Below are 21211 nucleotides of genomic sequence, written 5' to 3' on the forward strand. Positions count from 1 at the left end.
TCCGGGATGACGCGGTATGTGCGGGGGCATGCCCTTCGACCTCGCCCCGGCCTTCGTCTCGACGTCGCACCCGGTTTGCGATCTGCCGCTCTGCCACGTGCGCCTGCAGGGCGACGCGCGCTTCGCCTGGCTCGTGCTGATCCCCCGGGTGGAGAGCGTGCGCGAGATCGAGGAGCTGTCGCGCGAGGATCGCGGCCGGCTGCTGGACGAGATCGTGCTCGCCGGCGGCGCCGTCCGAGCGGTGGGCGCCGCGCTCGGCCGGCCGGTGGAGAAGCTGAACGTGGGGCAGCTCGGCAATGTCACCCCGCAGCTGCACGTCCATGTGGTCGGCCGCCGGGCCGACGATCCCGCCTGGCCGGGGCCGGTGTGGGGCGTTGCAGGGGGGGAGGACTATGGAGCGGGGCCGCTCGACACTGCGATCGCGGCCGCCGGTGACTGGTTGCGCCGCGAGGCGCTACCTGTCACCCCGCGCGGAGAGAGGTGACGGGTAGGCCGCGGGGCGGCCAACCAGTCACCGGCCAACGTCAGTTCCGCTGCAGGTAGACCGTGCGCCGCTGGCCCTTCTCGGTCAGCTCGCCGGACCAGCGGCCGTCGGCGGTGGCGGTGAGGGTCGCGATCACCGGTTCGCCGTAGCCCTGCGGATAGAAGCGCAGCGTGAGCTGGTTGCCGATCCGGCTGGCGCCGACGATCAGCCCCGAGGCGTCGATGGCGCCGGGGCGGCGCAGGTCGCGCCAGGCGCCGTCCACGGTCCCGCCGGTGCTGTCGACCAGCTGCAGGTCGTAGAGCCGACCGCCGCCGGAGTCCGCCAGCGTCCAGCCGCCCTCAAGGGGACCCTTCAGGCCCTGGGCCGACTGGAACGAGGCGCGCAGCCGGGCCTCGTAGGCCTTGTCGATGTAGCTGGCCGGGGCGTCGGGCGTTCGGCCCGGCTGGTCGATGAAGACCGGTGTCGCCCACTCCGGGAACACCGGCCGTTCGTAGCTGGGCGTGTAGGCGCCCGACGGGTTGTAGGAGGTCGGGGGCGGGCTGTAGGCGCCGGCGGCGCCGTAGGGGCTGACCGGCAGGCGGGTCTGCGGGTCGATGGGCGCGGAGAGGCTGGGCGCGTACGCGCCGGAGGGATTGTAGGACGTCGGCGGCGGGACCGACGGCGCCAGCGCCTCGTCGATGGAGGCGGGCGGCGCGCCGGTCTCGCCGGGCTCCTCGGTGTCCGTGCCCTGCGCCGCATCGCCCGGCTGGACGGCCTGTGGCGCCTCGTCCTCGGGAGTCTGGGCCTGGGCCGCGCCGGCCAGCGCGGCGGCGATCAGCATCGCCGGCCCGGCCTTCAGCAACAGTCTCATCCGCAGCGTCTATCCTCGCGCAGCTATGGCGTCGGCGACGGCGATCAGGCGCCGGGCCTCGTCCAGATGCAAGCGCTCGACCATGCGCCCCTCAACCCTAAGGACCCCTTTCGCGGCGTTTTCGGGTGAATCGAAGGCCTGGACGATGGTGCGCGCCCAGGCGACCTCGTCGCCGGCCGGGGTGAAGGCGCGGTTGGCGGCCTCGATCTGCCGCGGATGGATCAGGGTCTTGCCGTCGAAGCCGAAGGCCGCGCCCTGGTCGCACTGGCGCTCCAGGCCGGCATCGTCCTCGAGGCCGTTGAACACCCCGTCGAGCACCACGATACCGTGCGCCCGGGCCGCGGCCACGGCCAGCGACAACGGTCCCAGCAGCGGGGTCCGCTCGGCGTCCAGCCGGCAGCGCATCTCCTTGGCCAGGTCGTTGGTCCCGATCACCCAGGCCGTCACGCCCGCGCCCGCGGCGGCCGCCCCCAGCGCGTCCAGCCGGAACAGCGCCCGGCAGGTCTCGATCATGATCCACAGCTCCGCATCGCCGCCGAGGGCGGCGCGATAGGCGGCGATGTCCTCGGGGCCGGAGACCTTGGGGGCGAGCACGGCGTCGGGTCCGGCCGCGGCTGCGGCGGCGAGGTCGTCGCGGCCCCAGGGCGTGTCGAGGCCGTTGACCCGGATCACCACCTCGCGGGCTCCGAAGCCGCCGGCCCGGACCGCCTCCACCGCCTGGGCGCGGGCGGTCTCCTTGGCGTCGGGGGCGACGGCGTCCTCCAGGTCCAGGATGACCACGTCGCAGGCCAGTTCTCGGGCCTTCTCGATGGCCCGCGCGTTGGCCGCCGGCATGTAGAGCGCGCTGCGTCGGGGCCGGGCGTGCGTCATCTTCGCGGCCTTCCTGTCGATGGCGAAGCGCCCGTCTTAGCGGCTAGAATGCGCCGATGACCACCCGCTTCGATCCTGGCGCCCGCAACGTGCTCGGCGGCGAGCTGGAAAGCTGCTCGACCGAGCCGATGACCGGCTTCTTCCGCAACGGCTGCTGCGAGACCGGCCCGGACGACGTGGGCCTGCACACCGTCTGCGCGGTGATGACCGCCGAGTTCCTCGCCTACTCCAAGGCGGTGGGCAACGACCTCTCCACGCCCCGCCCGGATCTGATGTTCGCCGGCCTGAGGCCCGGCGACCGCTGGTGCCTGTGCGCGCCGCGCTGGAAGGAGGCCCTCGACGCCGGGGCCGCGCCGATGGTGGTGCTCGAAGCCACCCACGAGGAGACCCTGGCCATCGTGCCGCTCGGCATCCTCAAGGATCACGCGGTGGAGGCTTAGCGCCAGGGACTGGTTTTCGCGTCCCCCAGCTCAGGCCGTTTCGCCCTCACGGCGGACCGGGACGCGAGCTGTCCCCGTCATGCCAAGCCGTACTCCCGCTCCAGGCGATAGCTGGAGCCCTGCGGCGACAGCCGGCTGGAATAGAGGCCGAAGCGGTCGACGTGGAAGGGCGGGGACTGCAGCAGGTTGTTGGCCTGGATCCACTGGGCGACCTTGGCCGGGTCGGCCCGGCGCAGGTAGGCGAGGGTGACGTGCGGGCGGTAGTTCCGCTTCTCCGCCTTCAGGCCGGCCCGGCGGGCGGCCTGTTCGCAGCGGCCGGCGAGCTGCTTCAGGGCGAGGCTCTCGGCGACGCCGGCCCAGATCGCGTGGACGTCCGCCCCGTCGCCGAACGCGCCGGCCCCTTCCAGCTGCAGCTCCATGGGCGCGCCGGCGGTGCGGGCGAGCTCGCCGTCGAGGTCGTCGGCGACGTCCTCCTTCACTTCGCCGAAGAAGCGCAGGGTGATGTGCAGCGCCTCGGGCGGGCGCCAGCGCGCGCCGTCGAGGCCGGTCTGGCGCCGGACCAGGCCTTCGGCGATCGCGGGCGGGATCGCCACCGCGGCGAACAGGCGGATCATCAGGGCTCCAGGCTTATCGCGCCGAAAGGCCCCGCGCCACCAAAGGCGCCAGCCGCCGGGCGATCACCGCCACCCCCTGGGCGTTCGGGTGGATGCCGTCCGGTTGGTTCAGGCGGGGGTTGAGCGCGACGCCCGACAACATGTCCGGCAGGAACAGCACGCCGTGGGCCTTGGCCACCCGGGCGAATGCGCCGTTGAAGCCTTGCGCGTAGGCGCCGCCCAGGATCGGCGGGACCTGCACGCCGGCCAGCACCACCGTCACCCCGCGCGCCTTCAGCCGGCGCACGATGCGGTCGAGGTTGGCCTGCACCTGGGCCGGATCGGCGCCGGTGAGCAGATCGTTGCCGCCGAGCGCCACGACGCAGAGGTCGACGTCCTTGGGCACGGCCCGGTCGACACGGGCGGCGCCGCCGGCGGTGGTCTCGCCCGAGCGGCCGGCGCCGATCACCTTGGCCGGGGCGCCGATGCGGGCCAGCTCGGCCTGCAGCCGGGCCGGCAGGGCCTGACTGGCCGGCAGCCCGTAGCCGGAGGTGATCGAATCACCCAGCAGCGCCACGCGCCGGCTCGGCGCGGCCAGCGCCGGGGCGGCAAGGGCGGCCATCCCGGCGCCGATCAGCGCGCGCCGGGTGAGGGCGGTGACGGTTTTGGAGCGCATCGCCGATGAATGTAGGAATTGGTTAGGCGTTTCCAATGAGTTGTTCTTGCCCGTGCAAGCTACTCTGCTGCTGCTCATAGGAACCGGCGGCTGACGCAGGCTTTATCGGCAAGGCCTTGCCTGTAACGGGCGAGACCACGATATTGAGGACGCGTCCAATCCGGACGGACTGAACAAAAGGGCTAAGCCTCTCATGAGCGACTTCAACCGCGGCTACGCGCGCACGGTCCCTGCGGACCGCGCCGACATGTCGGTGGACGCGGGACTGCGCAGCTTCATGCTCGGCGTCTACAACAAGGTGGCGCTGGGCCTCGTCCTCTCCGGCGCCCTGGCCTACGTGACCAGTTCCGTGGCGCCGGTGCGCGACATGCTGTTCCAGGTCACCGCGGACGGCCGTTTCGCCGGCTACACCCTGCCTGGCATGGTGGTGGTGTTCTCGCCGCTGGTCCTGCTGCTGGTGTCGGGCTTCGCCATGCGCAACCCGACCGCCAAGTCGACCAGCATGCTCTACTGGGTGATCGTGTCGCTGATGGGCGCCTCGCTCGGCGTGCTCGGCCTCGTCTACACCGGCACCTCGCTGGTCTCGACCTTCCTGATCACCGCGACCGCCTTCGGCGCGCTCAGCCTGTTCGGCTACACGACCAAGAAGGACCTGAGCGGGTTCGGCAGCTTCCTGATCGTCGGCCTGTTCGGCCTGATCATCGCCTCGGTCGTGAACATCTTCCTGCAAAACAGCATGATGGCCTTCATCATCAGCGTCGTGGGCGTGTTCATCTTCGCGGGCCTGATCGCCTTCGACACCCAGCGGCTGAAGATGACCTACTACCAGCTGGCGGGGAACGACGAGGCCATGGGCGTGGCGACCAGCTACGGCGCGCTCAGCCTCTACATCAACTTCATCAACCTTTTCCAATTCCTGCTCAGCATCTTCGGCGACCGCCGCTAGACCTGACGCAAGGACGGACAAGTCCGGCCCCGGCGGAGCGATCCGCCGGGGCTTTTGCTTGACCGCACCCCAACTCGGCCTCCGGGGTGACCTGAAGGCGTCAGGCTGGGTCGCCGGGAGAGGCCCGGCGATGACGAGGGAGGGGGAGGGCGGTGACTGGTTGGGCGCGCAGCGGCCTGCCTGTCACCCTTCTCGGCGCGGGGTGACAGGTAGCGCCCGCTGGGGGCAGCCAGTCACCGGAGAGCTTCGCGAGCCCCCGCTACTCGACGACCTTGAACCGGCCCTTGTCGAAGAAGCGGAGCACCTGGTCGAGCTCGTGGCCGCGGCGCAGGATCATGCCGCCTTCGCCGACGATGGCCCAGGCGCCCTGGCGGCGGGCCAGTTCAGGGCGTTTCTCGATACGGTAGACGGGGGCCTCCGAGGCCCTGCGGAAGACGGAGAAGACGGCCGCCTCGGCGCCGCCGCCGATGGCGTAATCGCGCCACTCGCCTGCGGCCACCATCCGGCCGTAGAGCCTCAAAATGCGCTCGAGTTCGCGGCGGTCGAAGAACACGTGCCGGCCGCCGCGGGCCGCTATGGGTGGGTCAAACGCCATAAAACCTTAGCCTCATCGGGAGCTTGCCTGAAAAGGACAGGGCTGCAAAGCCAGACGTGGGGTGGAACGGGCGCGGCCACAACCGGCGCCATCCGCCCAGAAATGACCTTATTTCGGTCCAGCGCGCGCCCGGTTGGGCCTCGATAAGATGACCATCGGTTGGTCGGAACCTTGCTGGTCCCGGATCCTGAACAGCCCCCCCAGCCCCCCTGGATCGCGGGCTTCGATCAACCGATACCGAATAAGAATCCCCTCCCAGAGCCGCCCGGCGCCCGAATCGCCGGGCGGCTTGCTGTTTGGGGTCAGCGCACCTGGGGCGGCGAGGCGCGGCGTTCGGGGGCCACGGTGACGTCCACGGGCCGACCGCCGCGCAGGACCCGCAACCGCAGGCGCGCGCCGGCCTCGGCGCCGCTCACCCGCCGGATCACGTCGGCGGCCTCGCCGATCGCCTCCCCATCCACCTGAACGATCACGTCGCCGGGACGCAGGCCCGCGTCGGCGGCCGGCCCGCCGGGCGCGAGGCTGGCGATCACCGCCCCGCCTTCCGGGGCCCCGAGCGCCTGGGCCTGGGCGGGATTGAGGTCGCCGATCCCGGCGCCGATGAAGCCCCGCTCGACGCGGCCGGTGCGGATCAGCTGGTCGGTCACCTCGCGGGCCAGCGCCGCGGGGATGGCGAAGCCGATCCCGACGTTGCCGCCGGTCGGCGAGAAGATGGCGCTGTTCACCCCCACCACCTCGCCCTGGGCGTTGAAGGTCGGCCCCCCGGAGTTGCCCTGGTTGATGGGCGCATCGAGCTGGACGAAGTCCACATAGGCCGAGCCGATGTTGCGCCCGTAGGCCGAGACGATGCCGCTGGTGGCGGTGGTGCCCAGGCCGAACGGATTGCCGATGGCGATCACCGCCTCGCCGACCCGCGGGTTGGCGGCCCGCGAGAAGCTGACGAACGGGAAGTCCTCGCCGTCCACCTTCAGCACGGCCAGGTCCGTGGCCGGGTCGCGGCCGACCACCCGGGCCCGCAGCTTGCGCTCGTCGGTGGTGACCACGACGACCTCCTGGGCCTGGCCCAGCACGTGGTCGTTGGTGACGATGTGGCCCTCGGCGGAGATGAAGAATCCCGAGCCCGACGACATCGAGCGGACCGGCGGCCGACGCTCCAGCACGCGGCCGAAGGGGGTGTCGTAGATCACCGCGGCCGGCGCCTCGGTGGCCACCGAATAGATCGAGACCACGGCGGGCGAGACGCGCTCGTAGACTTCCGGGAAGGAGGCCGGCGCCAGGGCCGGCGCGTTGGCGGCGTTGCTCGGGGCGTCGGCCTGCGGCAGCTTCGTCTCGGCGGGGCGCTCGCACGCCGCCAGCACCAGAAGGCCCGCCAGGGCCGCGCCCGCCTGCTTCATCTCGCCATCCTCACGTTACGCCCTGCCTGAACGCCAAGCGGCCCGGCGTGGTCGCCGCGTCAGGGCTTCTCCGCCGCCGCGATGATCCGCCCGCCGTCGGCGCCCTGGACCAGCAGCACCGTCTTCAGCCCCTCTTCCGCCCGGGTGCGGATCCGATACGCCGTCGGCTTGCCGCGCCAGGGGCCCAGCCGGACGATCTCGCGCACCACGTTCCGGTGGCTGACCCGCTTGCCGCGGTTGTCGCCGGCCTTGACCTCCACCAGCTGCTCGCGCGGGTCGTAGCGGACCAGCCAGACCTCGGCCCCGCCCTTGGGCGGGCGTCCGGAGCCGACGTCCACCCGCCGCTCGCCGATGAACAGGATGTCGGGCGGATCGCGCGGCGCGCGCGCGGCCTCCTCGATCAGCTCTTCGACCCGTTCGGCCTGCACGCCGGGCGCCTGCTCGCGCCCGTCGACGACGACCTGAGGGGTGTAGGGCTCGTCCAGCTCCAGCTTGGCGACGTAAGCCCGCTGGCGCTCGGCGAACTCGGCCTTGGCGAAGGTGTCGCTCCAGCCGGTGTAGTCCCAGTAGTCGACCGAGAAGGTGAGGGGCAGGACGCCCTTGCGGGCCGCGAGGTCGCCGACGAAGTCGTTGGCGGCCCCGCAGGCCTGGCAGCCCTGGGCGGTGAACAGCTCGACCACGACGGGCGGCCTGGCGGCCCAGGCGAGGGCCGGAAAGGCCAGCCAGACCAGTGAAATAAGCGCAGCTTTACCCATGTGCGCGGCAATTAAGCGGAAGAGCGCCCGCTTGGTATCTCAACAAGGTGTGACCGGCCCCCTGCGTTGCGGGCAAGGGGCCGGCCGCCACTTAGGCGTCCTGCCGCGCCAGGTTGCGCAGCACGTAGTTCAGGACGCCGCCGTTCTTGAAGTACTCGAGCTCGGTCGGCGTATCGATCCGGCAGCGCACCGGGAAGCGGGCGATGCGGCCGTCGGAGGCGCGGTACATCTCCACCGTCAGCTGCTTGCGGGGCGACAGGTCCTGCAGGCCGCGGATGGTGACGATCTCCTCGCCGGTCAGGCCCAGCTTGTGCCAGCCCTCGTGGATGAACTGCAGCGGCAGAACGCCCATGCCGACCAGGTTCGAGCGGTGGATGCGCTCGAAGCTCTCGGCGATCACCGCGCGCACGCCCAGCAGCTTGGTGCCCTTGGCGGCCCAGTCACGCGAGGAGCCGGTGCCGTATTCCTTGCCGGCGAACACCACCAGCGGGCGGCCTTCGGCCTGGTAGCGCATGGCCGCGTCGTAGATCGACATCTGCTCGCCGGAGGGGAAGTGCTTGGTCACCCCGCCTTCGATCTCCGGGGTGATCTTGTTGCGGATGCGGATGTTGGCGAAGGTGCCCCGCATCATCACCTCGTGGTTGCCGCGGCGCGCGCCGTAGGAGTTGAACTCCGACTGCGGCACCTGGTGCATCCGCAGGTACTCGCCGGCCGGGCCGCTGGCCTTGATCGAGCCGGCCGGGCTGATGTGGTCGGTGGTGATGGAGTCGCCGAACACGCCCAGCACGCGGGCCTCGACGATGTCGGTCACCGCCTCGGGCTCCATCTTCATGTTCTGGAAGTAGGGCGGGTTCTGAACGTAGGTCGAGCCCATGTCCCAGGCGTAGGTCTGGCCGCCGGCGACCTTGATGCCCTGCCAGTTCTTGTCGCCCTTGAAGACGTCGCCGTAGCGGGTGGCGAACATCTTGCCGGTGACGTGCTTGCGCTGGAGGGCGGCGATCTCCTCGTTGGTCGGCCAGATGTCCTTCAGGTAGACCGGCTGGCCGTCCTTCCCCTCGCCGAGCGGCTCGGAGTCCATGTCCTTCAGCATCGTGCCGGCCAGCGCGTAGGCCACCACCAGCGGCGGGCTGGCCAGGTAGTTGGCGCGCACGTCGGGGTTCACCCGGCCCTCGAAGTTGCGGTTGCCGGACAGCACCGAGACCGCCACCAGGTCGTTCTTCTGGACCGTCTCGCTGATCGCGTCGGGCAGCGGGCCCGAGTTGCCGATGCAGGTGGTGCAGCCGTAGCCCACCAGGTTGAAGCCCAGGGCGTCCAGGTGCTTGGTGAGGCCCGCGGCCTTCAGGTAGTCGGTGACCACCTGCGAGCCGGGCGCCAGCGAGGTCTTCACCCACGGCTTCACCTGCAGGCCCTTCTCCACGGCCTTCTTGGCCACCAGGCCGGCGGCGATGAGCACGCTGGGGTTGGAGGTGTTGGTGCAGGAGGTGATGGCGGCGATCACCACGTCGCCGTTGCCCAGGTCGAAGTTCTCACCCGAAACCGGGAAGCGCTCGGTGTAGTCGGCCTTGCCGAACTCGCCGGTCAAGGCGGTGCGGAACTCGGACGCGGCGTCGGTCAGCACCACGCGGTCCTGCGGGCGCTTGGGGCCGGCGAGCGAGGGGCGGACGTCGGTCAGGTCGAGCTGCAGGGTGTCGGAGAACACCGGATCCGGATCGGTCGGGTCGCGCCACAGGCCCTGCGCCTTGGCGTAGGCTTCGACCAGGGCGACGCGCTCGGGCGCGCGGCCGGTGGCGGCCAGGTAGTCGATGGTCGCCTTGGTGATCGGGAAGAAGCCGCAGGTGGCGCCGTATTCCGGGGCCATGTTGGCGATGGTCGCCTGGTCCTCGAGGGTCAGGTTGGCCAGGCCCGGGCCGTAGAACTCGACGAACTTGCCGACCACGCCCTTCTTGCGCAGCATCTGGGTGACGGTCAGCACCAGGTCGGTGGCGGTCGCGCCCTGCGGCATGGCGCCGTCCAGGCGGAAGCCGATGACCTCGGGGATCAGCATCGGGATCGGCTGGCCCAGCATGGCCGCCTCGGCCTCGATGCCGCCCACGCCCCAGCCCAGCACGGCCAGGCCGTTGACCATGGTGGTGTGGCTGTCGGTGCCGACCACGGTGTCGGGGTAGGCGAGGGTCTTGCCGTCCACTTCGCCGGTCCAGACGGTCTGGGCCAGGTACTCCAGGTTCACCTGGTGGCAGATGCCGGTGCCCGGGGGCACGACGCGGAAATTGTTGAAGGCCGACGAGCCCCAGCGCAGGAAGCGGTAGCGCTCCATGTTGCGCTCGTACTCGCGCTTGACGTTCTCATCGAACGCCTTGGGGTTGCCGAAGTGGTCGACCATCACCGAGTGGTCGATGACCAGGTCGACGGGGTTCAGCGGGTTGATCTTCTCGGGATTGGCGCCGAGCTGGGTCATGGCGTCGCGCATGGCCGCCAGGTCGACGACCGCCGGCACGCCGGTGAAGTCCTGCATCAGCACCCGCGCCGGGCGGAAGCTGATCTCGTGCTCGACCGCGCCCTTGTTCTCGAGCCAGGCGGCGACCGCCTTCAGGTCGTCCTGGGTGACGGACAGGCCGTCCTCGTTGCGCAGCAGGTTCTCGAGCAGAACCTTCATCGACATCGGAAGATTGGAGATGCCGGAAAGGCCGGCCTCTTCCGCAGCGCGCAGGCTGTAGTAGACATAGGTCGCATCGCCCACCACGAGTTCGCGGCGGGTGTTCAGGCTGTCGGTCGACGCCATTAGGAATCCTTTCTCTGTCCCCGGCCGTCCACGCACCCGCAAAAGGATCGCGCGCTAGAAGCGGACACACAGCGTTCGCTTCCGCGCGGCGTTGGCCCTTAGGGGGCGCCACGGCCGGCCGCTTCATAGACCCCCGGCCCCCCCGCGTCCATGCGGCCGATGCCGAAGCTTCGCGCGCGTGGCCGTTGCGTCCTGGCCTAGCTCCCTACCTCCCCCGCGAAGCGGCGGGAGGAGGACCGCCCGCCGAAGCCGGCGACGGCCGGCTGAAGAGCGGGGGGTGGAGGGGGCGGGCCACGCGCTCCGCCTCTCCGCTGCGACGAACACCTCTCCGCTTCAGACCTTGCTGTTGCGAGGCTCTGCCCGTGGCCCGCCCCCTCCACCAGTCGCTCTCCGCTTCGCTCGGCGACCGGTCCCCCTCCCGCCGCTTCGCGGGGGAGGTAGGAGATCGGTGGTGATCTCGGAGCTCACCATCGAGGAGCTCGCCATCCGGCGCGGCGAGCGGCGGCTGTTCGAGGGGCTCAGCCTGAGGCTGCGCGCCGGCGAGGCGGTCGCGCTGGTCGGGCGCAACGGGTCGGGCAAGACCAGCCTGCTGCGGGCGATCGCCGGCCTGGTGCGGCCGGAGGCCGGGCGGATCGGCTTCGGCGGCGTCGATCCGCGCGACGCCCGGGCCGACGGCGTCCACCTGCTGGGCCACCAGGACGGGCTCAAGCCCGCCCGCACGGCCGCCGAGGAGCTGGCCTTCTGGAGCCGCTGGATGGGCGGCACGCAGGCCCTCGCCGAGGCGGCGGTCGAACGGCTGGCGCTGGCGCCGCTCCTCGAGCTGGAGGTGCGAAGGCTCTCGGCCGGCCAGCGTCGCCGGTTGGCGATCGCCCGCCTCCTGGCCGCGCCGCGGCCGCTCTGGCTGCTCGACGAGCCGACGAGCCCGCTGGACGCCGAATGGCGGTCGCGGTTCGCCGACCTGCTCGAGGAGCACCTGGCCGGCGGCGGCCTGGTCCTGGCGGCGGTGCACGATCCTCTGCCCGGGGCGGGCCGGACGGTGGAGATCCCGGCATGAGCCTGTCGGCCTTGTTCGGGCGCGAAGTCTCCCTGGCCTGGGGGCGCGGGGGAGGCCCACTGGTCGCGGTGGGCTTCTACGCGGGCGCGGCGACCTTGCTGCCGCTGTCCATCGGCCCCGATCCGGAGCGGCTCGGCGCGGTGGCGGTCGGCGCGGCCTGGGTGGCCCTGGCGCTGGCCAGCCTGCTCTCGCTCGAGCGGCTGTTCGAGCGCGACTACGAGGACGGGGCGCTCGACCTCCTGGTGCTCGGCCATCCGCCGCTGGAGCTGGCCTGCGCGGTCAAATGCCTGGGGCAGTGGCTCGCGGCCGGGGTCCCGCTGGCCCTGGCCGCGCCGGTCTTCTCGATCGCGCTCGGCGCCGATCCGCGGCTGAGCGGCCTGATCCTCGTCTGCGCCCTGGTCGGCGGCCTGGCCTTCGCCTTCGTGGGCGGGGTCGGGGCGGCGCTGAGCCTGGGGGCGCGCCGGGGCGGGCTGCTGACGGCGGTGATCGTGCTGCCGCTGTTCGTGCCGCCGGTGATCTTCGGCGGCGGGGCGCTTGAGGCGTTCGGGGCCGGGCTGCCGTGGCGCGGCGGCTTTGCGCTGATGTGCGCCTACGCGGCGGGGGCGGTGGCGCTGGGGCCGGTGGCGATGGCGGCCGCCTGCCGCAATGCGCTCTCGTAACGCGCCGTCGCACGGCGGCAACACGCCGTCGCACCTCGGCCATGCTGGCGAGCTAGACCTTTCGCCGGAGCACTCGAGGGACGCCGAGGATCCGGAGAGACATTTCATGAAGAAGATCGCTGTCGCCGCCCTGGCGCTGGCCGGCGGCCTGGCGGCGCTGGCGCCTGCGGCGGGCGTCGCCCAGCCGCGGCAGGCCCCGCCGGCGGCCGAGGACGGCCGTGCGCCCGCGCCGCGCATGCGCGAGCGCCTGACGCCCGAGCAGCGCATCGAGCGCCGCGCCGAGCGGCTGCGCGCCACCCTGCAACTGCAGCCGGCCCAGGACGGCGCCCTGCGCGCCTACGTGGCGGCGATCACGCCCAGCGCCGAACAGCGGGCCCAGCGACGCCAGATGCGCCACGACCTGGCCCAGATGACCACGCCGCAGCGGCTGGACGCCCGCAAGGCCCGGATGGCCGAGCGGATGGCGATGTTCGAGCGCCGGGCCGACGCCACCAAGCGCTTCTACGGCCAACTGACGCCCGCCCAGCAGAAGGCCTTCGACGCGATGGCGTCCGAGCGTGGCGGCCGCGGCAAGCACGGGCCGCACCGCGGCCGGGGCCACGGCGGCCATCGCGGGCCGGCCGCGGCGGGCTGACGCTTGCCGCCGGCGGCGCCGGGGTCTAAGCGGCGGACATGATCCCGGCGCCCGCCTTCCTGTCCAATCCCGAGAGGTTCATGGCCTTCTCGCGCTGGGCCGCGCCGCTGTTCGGGGCGCTCGCCGCGGCGCTGGCCGCCGCCGGCCTGTGGCTCGCCTTCACCGCGCCCGAGGACTACCAGCAGGGTGATACGGTGCGGATCATGTTCATCCACGTGCCCGCCGCCTGGATGAGCATGTTCGTCTACGCCTGCCTGGGCGTCGCCAGCTTCCTGGCCCTGATCTTCCGCCACGCCCTGGCGGACGCGGCCGCCAAGTCCGCGGCTCCGCTCGGCGCCGCCTTCACCCTGATGACGCTGATCACCGGCGCGCTTTGGGGCAAGCCGATGTGGGGGACCTGGTGGGTGTGGGACGCCCGGCTGACCTCGGTGCTGGTGCTGTTCCTGCTCTATCTGGCCTACATGGCCCTGCGCTCGTCCATCGACGACGAGGCCAAGGCGGCGCGGGCGGCGGCCATCCTGGCCCTGGCCGGCCTGATCAACCTGCCGATCATCCACTACTCGGTGGAATGGTGGAACTCGCTGCACCAGGGCGCCTCGGTGTTCCGGGCCGAGGGGCCGGCGATGCCGCCGGTGTTCTGGGTGCCGATCATCCTGATGGCGCTGGCCTATCTCTCGGCCTTCGGGTCCCTGTGGCTGGTGCGGATCCGCGCCGAGGTCTGGCGCCGCCGGGCCGAGGCGGCGGCCCTGCGCGCGGCGCGGGCGTAGGATCCCATGCTCGACCTCGACGCCGGAAAATACGCCGCTTACGTCTGGCCGGCGTTCGCCGTGACGGCGGCGGTGTTCGCCTGGATGATCGCCTCGAGCCTGGCCAAGGCGCGCCGCTGGCGCCGCCGGGCCGAGCAGCGCAGGGACGGCCGCTCGTGAGCCGCTGGCTCGCCGCCCTCCCGCTGGTCGCCCTCCTGGCGCTGGCGCTGCTGTTCGGCCTCTACTCGCTGAACCGCAACCCGGAGGTCCAGCCCAAGGCCCTGGTCGGCAAGCCCGTGCCCGACCTGGTGCTGGCCAGCCTCGAGGACGGGCGCGAGGTGAGCGTGCGCGAGGCGGTGAAGGGCGGCCCCGTGCTGGTCAACTTCTTCGCCTCCTGGTGCGCCCCCTGCGAGATCGAGCACCCCGTGCTGATGGACCTGCAGGGCCGGCAGGTGAAGGTGATCGGCATCGCCTACAAGGACGCCCCGGAGAACACCCGGGCCTTCCTGACCCGGCTGGGCGATCCGTTCGCCGCCAAGCTGGTCGACCGGGACGGCCGGGCGGGGATCGAGTTCGGCGTCACCGGCGTGCCGGAGACCTATCTGATCGGCTCCGACGGCATGATCCTCGACAAGCACACCGGTCCGCTCACCGGCGCGGACGCGGCCCGGCTGATCGCCAAGACCGGCCGTTAACCTTTCGGCAAGCGGGCGCGGGCAGGGTCGCCGGAAGGTCCTGTTAACCATAGCCCGCCCGCCCGTGACGACCATCCGCCTGCCCGTCCCGCACGCGCCGCAGCCCGGCGCCAGCCCCGCGCGCACCGCGGCCCAGCGGGCCTTCTTCGAAGCGGCCGTGGGCAAGGCCTCGGCCCCGGCGGCCAGCGCGCCGGCCAAGCCCGCTGCGGCTCCACAGCCCGCTGCCGTGGCAGCCGTTGCGCAGACCGCCCCCTCCGAACCCCCGCGCAAGATCCTGCGCCCAGGCTCCCTGCTCGACATCAAGGTCTGACCGCCCGCCGAGCGTATGCGAAGAGCGGGTGGTGGAAAGGGCAGGCCACGGCGCGGAGCCGCGGACAGCGCCCATTGGAGCGGTGGGGAGGCGGCGTGCGGGGCTTTCCCTCTCCCCCACCCGCTCTTCAGCCGGCGTTCGCCGGCTTCGGCGGGCGGGCCCCCTCTCCCGCTTCGCGGGAAAGGAATGGGGGAGGAGGGGGGAGGCTACTCCCCCGGCGGCTCGGGGGCGGCGGTGTCGGCGAGTTCGAGGAGGTAGCGGCCGTATTCGCTCTTGGCGAGCGAGACGCCCAGGGTCCGGAGCTGATCGCGGTCGATCCAGCGGTTGTAGAAGGCGATCTCCTCCAGGCACCCGATGCGCAGGCCCTGGCGCTGCTCGAAGGTGCGGATCAGCTCGCCGGCCTGGATCAGGGAGTCGTGGGTGCCCGCGTCCTCCCAGGCGAAGCCGCGGCCGAGCAGCTCCACGTGCAGTTCGCCGGCCTCAAGGTAGATCTGGTTGAGGGCGGTGATCTCCAGCTCGCCGCGGGCCGAGCGGGTCAGGGTGCGGGCGAACTGACTGGCCCGGCCGTCGTAGAAGTAGAGGCCGGTGACCGCGTAGTTGGACTTGGGCCTGGCCGGCTTCTCCTCGATGCTCATGGCGCGCCCGCCGGCGCCGAGCTCGACGACGCCGTAGCGTTCCGGGTCGTGCACCGGATAGGCGAACACCGTCGCGCCGTGCTCGCGGCGGGCGGCCGAGCGCAGCATCTGCCCGAAGTTCTGGCCGAAGAAGATGTTGTCGCCGAGGATCATCACGCTCGGCTCGCCGGCGACGAAGTCCTCGCCCAGCAGGTAGGCCTCCGCCAGGCCCCCGGGGGTCGGCTGGACCACGTATTCGAACCGCACGCCCAGGTGCGAGCCGTCGCCCAAGAGGCGCTTGAAGCCGGCCTGGTCCTCCGGCGTGGTGATGATCAGGATCTCGCGGACCCCGGCCAGCATCAGCACCGAGATCGGATAGTAGACCATCGGCTTGTCGTAGACCGGCAGCAGCTGCTTGGAGACGGCCAGGGTCAGCGGGTGCAGCCGGGTGCCGGAGCCACCGGCCAGGACGATGCCGCGCCTCATGCGGCGTCCTTCGCGGCCGGCAGGGCGGCCACCGCCTCGGCCAGCGGCTCGCGCCAGGGGCGGGGCGCAACGCCGAACACCTCGGCGAGGCGCGTGCAGTCCAGCTCGGCGTTCAGGGCCCGGCGGGCGGGCAGGTTCAGGGCGCTGGTCGGCACAGGCTCCATCGGCGGCGCGGGCCGGCCGGGCCAGGCCAGCTCGAAGATCGCCTGGGCCATCTCGACCCGCGTGGCGACGCCCTGGTTGGCGAAGTGCAGCAGGCCCCACTCGGGCGCGCCGGCGGGGGCGGCGGCCAGGCGCGGCCCCTGGGCCAGGATGAAGGCCGCGACGTCGGCGCTGGCCGTGGGCCGGGCGCGCTGGTCGTCCACCACCTTCAGCACCGGCTGACTGGCGGCGAGCCGGAGCATCAGCTGCAGGAAGTTCTGGCCGAAGGCGGAGAACAGCCAGGAGACGCGGATGACGAGGGCCCGGTCGTGCAGGTGCAGCACCGCGTCCTCGCCCGCCAGCTTCGAGGCGCCGTAGACCATCAGCGGCCCGACGGGATCGGTCTCGACGTAGGGGCCGGCCTTGGCGCCGGAAAAGACCATGTCCGTGGAGATGTGGACCAGCGGCGTGTTGCGCGCCTTGCAGGCCCGGGCCATCGCCGCCGGCGCGCGGCCGTTGATCGCGTAGGCCAGGTCCGGCTCGCTTTCGGCCCGATCCACCGCGGTGTAGGCCGCGGCGTTGACGACGAGATCGATCTCGCCCGCCTCGCCGATGGCCCTGGCCACCGCATCGGCGTCGGCCAGGTCGACCTCGGCGCGGGAGAGGGCGGTCACCTGCGCCGCGCCGCCCGCCCGGGCGAGCATCTCGCGCGACAGCTGGCCGCTCGCCCCGAACTGCAGGATCCTCAGGCTCATGCCGTGAGCAGGCCCAGCCGCTCGGAGGTGAAGCCGCGGTCGCGGATCGCCTGCACCCAGTCCCAGTTGTCGACGTACCAGCGCACCGTCTCCTCCAGGCCCGCCTCCAGGCTGTGGCGCGGCGCCCAGCCGAGTTCGGACATGATCTTCGAGGCGTCGATGGCGTAGCGGTAGTCGTGGCCCGGCCGGTCGGCGACGAAGGCGATCTTCTCGGCGTGGGGCTTGTTCCCCGGCGCGTACTTGTCGAGGTAGGCGCAGAGCAGCTTCACCACCTCGATGTTGCGCACGCAGGCGTTGCCGCCGATGGCGTAGGTCTCGCCCAGGCGCCCCTTGCCGAGGACGGTGAGCAGGGCCTCGGCGTGGTCCTCCACATGCAGCCAGTCGCGCGACTGCAGGCCTTGGCCGTAGACCGGGATCTCGCGCCCCTCCATCGCCCGGGAGATCACCGTCGGGATCAGCTTCTCGGGGAATTGGAACGGGCCGTAGTTGTTGGAGCAGTTGGTCAGCACCACGGGCATGCCGTAGGTGCGGCCCCAGGCGCGCACCAGGTGGTCGGCGCCGGCCTTGCTGGCCGAATAGGGCGACTTGGGATCGTACGGCGTCTCTTCGGTGAAGGCGCCCTCGTCGCCGAGCTCGCCGAACACCTCGTCGGTGGAGACGTGGTGGAAGCGGAAGGCGTCCTTGGCCTCGCCCGTCAGGCTGTTCCAGTGGGCGCGGGCGGCCTCCAGCAGCACGGCGGTGCCCATCACGTTGGCGCGGACGAAGTCGAGCGGGTTCTCGATGGCCCGGTCGTTGTGGGTTTCGGCGGCCAGATGCATCACCGCGTCGGGGCGGTGGCGGGCGAAGATGGCGCGCAGGGCCGCGGCGTCGGCCACGTCGGCCTGCTCGAAGGCGTAGGCGCCGGTCTCGGCGACCTGTGCGACATTGGCCAGGTTGCCGGAATAGGTGAGGGCGTCGAGGTTCACCACCTCGTGGCCGGATTCGACCGCCTTGCGCACGACCGCCGAACCGATGAACCCGGCGCCGCCCGTGATTAGGATTTTCATGAGGTCTGTCGGAGCCTTCGTCTCTGGAGCGCCCGGGGGGCTCTGGCGTCGGGCGTGGGTCTAACAGGAGATGGGCGGCGGCTCAAATCGCCGACCGCGGCTTGAGGCCGCGCCCGCCGGGCCCTAGACTCCCGCCTTCGTCCGTATCCCTTCAGTGTGCGCCTCGCAGGCGCCGGGCCGCCTCCAGAAGCCGGCGCAGGGCTCGGATCGGCGGTGGGGATGGGCGTGACGGGCAAGAGCGAATCGCTGGAGCGGCCGGGTCCGGCGCGGCCGGGCTTCCACCCTGGGGCCGGGGCCCAGGACCTCACCCAGGGCCCGATCGGCAAGACGCTGATCCTGTTCTCGCTGCCCGTGATGGGCTCGAACGTCCTGCATTCCCTGAACGGCACCGCCAACGCCATCTGGGTCAGCCACGTGCTCGGCGAGGCGGCGCTGACCGCGACCGCGAACGCCAACAACATCCTGTTCCTGATGCTGGGTGCGGTGTTCGGCATCAGCATGGCCGCCAACCTGATGATCGGCCAGTCGGTCGGGGCGCGCGACGAGGCGATGGTCAAGCGCGTGATCGGCACCAGCACCGGCTTCTTCGTGGTGCTGTCGCTGGCGGTGGGCGTCGGCGGCTGGCTGCTGACGCCGACCATCCTGACGGCCATGGACACCCCGGCCGACGCCAAGGCCCAGGCGATCACCTACCTGCGGGTGATCTTCATGGCCATGCCGTTCATGTACTTCTTCTCGTTCCTGATGATGGCGCAGCGGGGGGCGGGGGACGCGCGCAGCCCCTTCTGGTTCTCGCTCGCCGCCGTCGTGCTCGACGTGATCCTCAACCCGATCCTGATCACCGGCTTCGGGCCGGCGCCCAGGATGGGCATCGCCGGCTCGGCCGCGGCGACGCTAATCAGCCAGACCGTCGTGCTCGGGGCGATCATCGCCTACCTCTACCGCACCCGCAGCGTCCTCGTGCTGTGGCCGCACGAGTGGAAGCTGCTGAAGCCCGAGCTGGCGATCATCCGCACCCTGGTCTCCAAGGGCCTGCCGATGGCGGTCCAGATGCTGGTCATCTCCGGCGCGGCGGTGGTGATGATCAGCTTCGTCAACCGCTATGGCTCGGACACGGCGGCGGGCTACGCCGCGGCGGTGCAGCTGTGGACCTATGTCCAGATGCCGGCCATGGCGATGGGCGCGGCGGTCTCGTCCATGGCCGCCCAGAACGTGGGCGCCGGGCGCATGGACCGGGTGAACCGGATCGCGGGCCTGGGCTCGCTCTACGCCGCGCTGCTGAGCGCCGGGCCCGTGCTGGTGATCTACCTGATCGAGCCGCTGGTGCTGCGCCTGTTCCTGCCGGCCGGCAGCCCGTCGATCCCCATCGCCATCCACATCAACGCCATCGTGCTGTGGGGCTTCATCCCGTTCGGCGTCGCCTTCGCGCTCTCGGGCGTGGTGCGGGCCACCGGCGCGGTGATGGTCCCGCTGATCTTCATGGCCCTGTCGCTGTGGGGGGTGCGCATCCCCTTCGCGCTGCTGCTGGAGCCGGCGCTGGGGGCCGAGGCGGTGTGGTGGAGCTTCCCGCTCGGCTCCATCGCCTCCTGCGCCCTGGCGGTCGGCTACTACCTGTTCGGCGGCTGGCGGAAGGCCCAGCTGATGAGCGGCATCCCCCGCGGCGAGCCGGTGGATACCGGCCTCGCCGCCCCGCCCCCCGAGGAGAGCGAGGCGCTGGAAGCGGCTAGCCGTTCGTCTCCTCAAGCGCCGCATAGACGAGAGTCCGAAGCTCCCGCCGAATAGGATAGCCGCTGGAGGGCATGGCCTGGGTCATGAAGACCACCGTCAGCTCCTCCACCGGATCCACCCAGAAGGCGGTGCTGGCCGCGCCGCCCCAGTAGAACTCGCCCTTCGAGCAGGGGATCAGGGTCTTGGGCGGGTCCATGACGACCGCAAAGCCCAGGCCGAAGCCGACGCCGGCGTTGGTGCTCTCCGAGAACATCGAGCGCGACAGCTGCGTCAGGTCCTTGTCCCCGGGCAGGTGGTTGGAGGCCATCAGCTGCAGGGTCTTGGGGGCCAGCAGCCGCTTGCCGTTCAGCTCGCCGCGGTTCAGCAGCATCTGGGCGAACTTCATGTAGTCCGCCGCGGTGGAGACCAGGCCGCCGCCGCCGGAGTAGAAGGCCGGCGGGGCGAGGTAGCCGCTGGCGGCGGGATCGTCCTGGAGCTTCAGCCCGCCCCTGGGCGTGATGTTGTAGCAGGCCGAGAACCGCTTCTCCTGGCCGGCCGGGACCTCGAAGCCGGTCTCGGCCATGCCCAGCGGCTCGAAGATCCGCTGCTTGAGGAAGTCCTGGAACGGCTGGCCGGAGATCTTCTCGACGAGATAGCCGACCACGTCGGTGGAGACCGAATAATTCCAGGCCTCGCCCGGCGCGAACTCCAGCGGCAGTTTGGCGAGTTCGGCGATCATGCCGGCCAGGCTGAGCTTGCCGCCCATCTCGCCGACACCGGTCTTGCGGTAGGCGTAGTCCACCATGGTCCGGTTCTGGAAGCCGTAGGTCAGGCCGGAGGTGTGCCGCAGCAGGTCGACCACCTGCATCGGCCGGGCGGGCCGGGTGGTCGCGTAGGCGCCGAGATTGCCGGCGGCATAGACGCCCAGGTCCTTCCATTCGGGGATGTAACGGTCGACGGGGTCGTCCAGCGCGACCTTGCCTTCCTCCACCAGCATCATGAAGGCGACCGAGGTGATCGGTTTGGTCATCGAGTAGATGCGGAAGAGGGTGTCGGCCTCGCACGGCAGGCCGCGCTCGAGGTCGCGGTGGCCCAGCACCGTCTCGTGGACGACCTCGCCCCGGCGGGCGATCAGCACCTGGGCGCAAGGCAGCCGCCCGGGCCCGATGTACTTCTCCTCGATGAACCGGTCGATCCGCTGCAGCCGCTCGGCCGAGAACCCCGCCTTGCCCATGGACGCTCCTTACTGTCTGGCGGCGGCAACCTAGCGGGCGAGGGGGCGATGCGGAAAGCATCGTTCGCCACGGCCGCATCCCGTCATGGCCGGCTTCATGCCGGCCACCCATCGATGAGCTTGGACCTGCCTCAACGGGCTGGGTCGCCGGGACAAGCCGGCGATGACGAACTTGGGGGACGGGGCCGCTTGACGCCTCATGCACCCGGGGCGGAAGCTTCGCCCATGGCGTACGAAGCCAAGACCCGTCCCACCGAGGCCGACGTGGGGGCTTTCCTGGACCGCGTGGAGCCGGCGGTGCGCCGCGACGATGGCCGGGTCGTCTGCGAGCTGATGCGCAAGGTGAGCGGCGAGGAACCGCGGATGTGGGGCCCCTCGATCATCGGCTTCGGGCGCCAAACCTACCGCTACGCCAGCGGCCATTCGGGCGAGACCTCGCGCATCGGCTTCTCGCCCCGCAAGGGCGCGCTGGTCTTCTACCTGTGGTGCGACGCCGCGGAGCAGGAAGCGCAGTTGGCGCGCCTGGGCAAGCACACCACGGGCGTGGGATGCCTCTACATCAAGAAGCTCGCGGACGTGGACATGGCCGTGCTGGAGGAGCTGATCCGCGCCGCCTGGGCGCACACAGAGCCGGCCTGACGGGCAGCCCTGCTCTCACCCCGCCCGCAACGCCGACGTTGCGTAAGCCGAACATGCGTTTGATAATGCTCCCAAGGGCGGAGCACACCCGTTTCCGTACCCGAGTTTC

At 71.4% G+C, this 21211-nt stretch carries 24 protein-coding genes; 12 read left to right on the forward strand and 12 right to left on the reverse strand.

Going from position 1 to position 21211, the window contains the following annotated elements; genetic code table 11:
* Positions 1 to 16 precede the first annotated feature (16 nt).
* Entirely contained in the window at positions 17 to 484 is a 468-nt protein-coding gene (locus tag ACFSC0_RS09425; RefSeq protein ID WP_377283195.1) for an HIT domain-containing protein, read from the forward strand.
* A 40-nt stretch (positions 485 to 524) separates the two neighbouring features.
* Here ACFSC0_RS09425 and ACFSC0_RS09430 read toward each other — a convergent pair whose 3' ends face one another.
* Together ACFSC0_RS09430 and ACFSC0_RS09435 are read right to left on the reverse strand one after the other, a co-directional pair.
* The gene (locus tag ACFSC0_RS09430; RefSeq protein ID WP_377283194.1) at positions 525 to 1334 is read right to left on the reverse strand and encodes a hypothetical protein; all 810 of its coding nucleotides are present in this window, start codon (positions 1332 to 1334) and stop codon (positions 525 to 527) included.
* Positions 1335 to 1343: 9 nt separating this feature from the next.
* Complete coding sequence (locus ACFSC0_RS09435; protein ID WP_377283193.1) at positions 1344 to 2204, reverse strand: HpcH/HpaI aldolase/citrate lyase family protein; 861 nt, start codon at positions 2202 to 2204, stop codon at positions 1344 to 1346.
* Positions 2205 to 2260: 56 nt separating this feature from the next.
* Between ACFSC0_RS09435 and ACFSC0_RS09440 the strand changes: the two genes are divergently transcribed.
* The gene (locus tag ACFSC0_RS09440) at positions 2261 to 2644 is read left to right on the forward strand and encodes a DUF2237 family protein (RefSeq protein ID WP_377283192.1); all 384 of its coding nucleotides are present in this window, start codon (positions 2261 to 2263) and stop codon (positions 2642 to 2644) included.
* 77 nt (positions 2645 to 2721) lie between these two features.
* Here ACFSC0_RS09440 and thpR read toward each other — a convergent pair whose 3' ends face one another.
* Together thpR and ACFSC0_RS09450 are read right to left on the reverse strand one after the other, a co-directional pair.
* Positions 2722 to 3258, reverse strand: coding sequence for an RNA 2',3'-cyclic phosphodiesterase (gene thpR / locus ACFSC0_RS09445; protein WP_377283191.1), 537 nt, complete (start codon positions 3256 to 3258; stop codon positions 2722 to 2724).
* 13 nt (positions 3259 to 3271) lie between these two features.
* Entirely contained in the window at positions 3272 to 3913 is a 642-nt protein-coding gene (locus tag ACFSC0_RS09450; protein ID WP_377283190.1) for an arylesterase, read from the reverse strand.
* Between the two features lie 193 nt (positions 3914 to 4106).
* Here ACFSC0_RS09450 and ACFSC0_RS09455 point away from each other — a divergent pair, with 193 nt between their 5' ends.
* Entirely contained in the window at positions 4107 to 4859 is a 753-nt protein-coding gene (locus ACFSC0_RS09455; protein WP_377283189.1) for a Bax inhibitor-1/YccA family protein, read from the forward strand.
* 259 nt (positions 4860 to 5118) lie between these two features.
* Here the strand turns inward: ACFSC0_RS09455 and ACFSC0_RS09460 are convergent, their stop codons facing one another.
* The 4 genes from ACFSC0_RS09460 to acnA form a co-directional block, all read right to left on the reverse strand.
* Positions 5119 to 5454 (reverse strand): DUF2794 domain-containing protein, encoded by a 336-nt coding sequence (locus ACFSC0_RS09460; protein WP_377283188.1) that lies wholly within the window; start codon positions 5452 to 5454, stop codon positions 5119 to 5121.
* 302 nt (positions 5455 to 5756) lie between these two features.
* Positions 5757 to 6848, reverse strand: a complete 1092-nt coding sequence (locus tag ACFSC0_RS09465) for a S1C family serine protease (protein ID WP_377283187.1) — start codon at positions 6846 to 6848, stop codon at positions 5757 to 5759.
* A 59-nt stretch (positions 6849 to 6907) separates the two neighbouring features.
* Positions 6908 to 7603 carry a DUF1223 domain-containing protein gene (locus tag ACFSC0_RS09470; protein WP_377283186.1) on the reverse strand — a complete coding sequence of 232 codons (696 nt, stop codon included), beginning with the start codon at positions 7601 to 7603 and terminating at the stop codon, positions 6908 to 6910.
* Between the two features lie 91 nt (positions 7604 to 7694).
* Positions 7695 to 10382 carry an aconitate hydratase AcnA gene (gene acnA / locus ACFSC0_RS09475; RefSeq protein WP_377283185.1) on the reverse strand — a complete coding sequence of 896 codons (2688 nt, stop codon included), beginning with the start codon at positions 10380 to 10382 and terminating at the stop codon, positions 7695 to 7697.
* 451 nt (positions 10383 to 10833) lie between these two features.
* Between acnA and ccmA the strand changes: the two genes are divergently transcribed.
* The 7 genes from ccmA to ACFSC0_RS09510 all read left to right on the forward strand — a co-directional run bounded on the left by ccmA (position 10834) and on the right by ACFSC0_RS09510 (position 14480).
* A complete protein-coding gene (ccmA, locus tag ACFSC0_RS09480; protein ID WP_377283184.1) occupies positions 10834 to 11436 on the forward strand; it encodes a heme ABC exporter ATP-binding protein CcmA in 603 nt (200 codons plus the stop codon).
* The gene (gene ccmB / locus ACFSC0_RS09485) at positions 11433 to 12095 is read left to right on the forward strand and encodes a heme exporter protein CcmB (protein ID WP_377283183.1); all 663 of its coding nucleotides are present in this window, start codon (positions 11433 to 11435) and stop codon (positions 12093 to 12095) included. The genes ccmA and ccmB overlap by 4 nt, the downstream gene beginning before the upstream one ends.
* Positions 12096 to 12201: 106 nt before the next feature.
* A complete protein-coding gene (locus ACFSC0_RS09490; protein WP_377283182.1) occupies positions 12202 to 12729 on the forward strand; it encodes a Spy/CpxP family protein refolding chaperone in 528 nt (175 codons plus the stop codon).
* Positions 12730 to 12767: 38 nt separating this feature from the next.
* A complete protein-coding gene (gene ccmC, locus ACFSC0_RS09495; protein ID WP_377283181.1) occupies positions 12768 to 13496 on the forward strand; it encodes a heme ABC transporter permease CcmC in 729 nt (242 codons plus the stop codon).
* A 6-nt stretch (positions 13497 to 13502) separates the two neighbouring features.
* Positions 13503 to 13655, forward strand: coding sequence for a heme exporter protein CcmD (gene ccmD / locus ACFSC0_RS09500; RefSeq protein WP_377283180.1), 153 nt, complete (start codon positions 13503 to 13505; stop codon positions 13653 to 13655).
* Positions 13652 to 14170 carry a DsbE family thiol:disulfide interchange protein gene (locus tag ACFSC0_RS09505; RefSeq protein ID WP_377283179.1) on the forward strand — a complete coding sequence of 173 codons (519 nt, stop codon included), beginning with the start codon at positions 13652 to 13654 and terminating at the stop codon, positions 14168 to 14170. Before ccmD ends, ACFSC0_RS09505 begins: the two co-directional genes overlap by 4 nt.
* Positions 14171 to 14234: 64 nt before the next feature.
* Complete coding sequence (locus tag ACFSC0_RS09510) at positions 14235 to 14480, forward strand: hypothetical protein (protein WP_377283178.1); 246 nt, start codon at positions 14235 to 14237, stop codon at positions 14478 to 14480.
* Positions 14481 to 14686: 206 nt separating this feature from the next.
* Here the strand turns inward: ACFSC0_RS09510 and rfbA are convergent, their stop codons facing one another.
* Genes rfbA through rfbB form a run of 3 tightly spaced genes read right to left on the reverse strand, consistent with a single transcriptional unit; the run spans position 14687 to position 17522 of the window.
* Positions 14687 to 15580, reverse strand: coding sequence for a glucose-1-phosphate thymidylyltransferase RfbA (gene rfbA / locus ACFSC0_RS09515; RefSeq protein ID WP_377283177.1), 894 nt, complete (start codon positions 15578 to 15580; stop codon positions 14687 to 14689).
* The gene (rfbD, locus tag ACFSC0_RS09520) at positions 15577 to 16476 is read right to left on the reverse strand and encodes a dTDP-4-dehydrorhamnose reductase (RefSeq protein ID WP_377283176.1); all 900 of its coding nucleotides are present in this window, start codon (positions 16474 to 16476) and stop codon (positions 15577 to 15579) included. The genes rfbA and rfbD overlap by 4 nt, the downstream gene beginning before the upstream one ends.
* A complete protein-coding gene (gene rfbB / locus ACFSC0_RS09525; protein ID WP_377283175.1) occupies positions 16473 to 17522 on the reverse strand; it encodes a dTDP-glucose 4,6-dehydratase in 1050 nt (349 codons plus the stop codon). The genes rfbD and rfbB overlap by 4 nt, the downstream gene beginning before the upstream one ends.
* 225 nt (positions 17523 to 17747) lie before the next feature.
* Between rfbB and ACFSC0_RS09530 the strand changes: the two genes are divergently transcribed.
* Positions 17748 to 19304 carry an MATE family efflux transporter gene (locus tag ACFSC0_RS09530; protein ID WP_377283174.1) on the forward strand — a complete coding sequence of 519 codons (1557 nt, stop codon included), beginning with the start codon at positions 17748 to 17750 and terminating at the stop codon, positions 19302 to 19304.
* Here the strand turns inward: ACFSC0_RS09530 and ACFSC0_RS09535 are convergent.
* Positions 19246 to 20463, reverse strand: coding sequence for a serine hydrolase domain-containing protein (locus tag ACFSC0_RS09535; protein WP_377283173.1), 1218 nt, complete (start codon positions 20461 to 20463; stop codon positions 19246 to 19248). The genes ACFSC0_RS09530 and ACFSC0_RS09535 overlap by 59 nt on opposite strands.
* A 225-nt stretch (positions 20464 to 20688) precedes the next feature.
* On the opposite strand from ACFSC0_RS09535, the gene ACFSC0_RS09540 reads away from it, so the two are divergent.
* Positions 20689 to 21102 carry a DUF1801 domain-containing protein gene (locus ACFSC0_RS09540; protein ID WP_377283172.1) on the forward strand — a complete coding sequence of 138 codons (414 nt, stop codon included), beginning with the start codon at positions 20689 to 20691 and terminating at the stop codon, positions 21100 to 21102.
* Positions 21103 to 21211: the final 109 nt, after the last annotated feature.

It is taken from the genome of Phenylobacterium terrae, assembly GCF_042681205.1.
GTDB classification, from domain to species: domain Bacteria; phylum Pseudomonadota; class Alphaproteobacteria; order Caulobacterales; family Caulobacteraceae; genus Phenylobacterium; species Phenylobacterium terrae.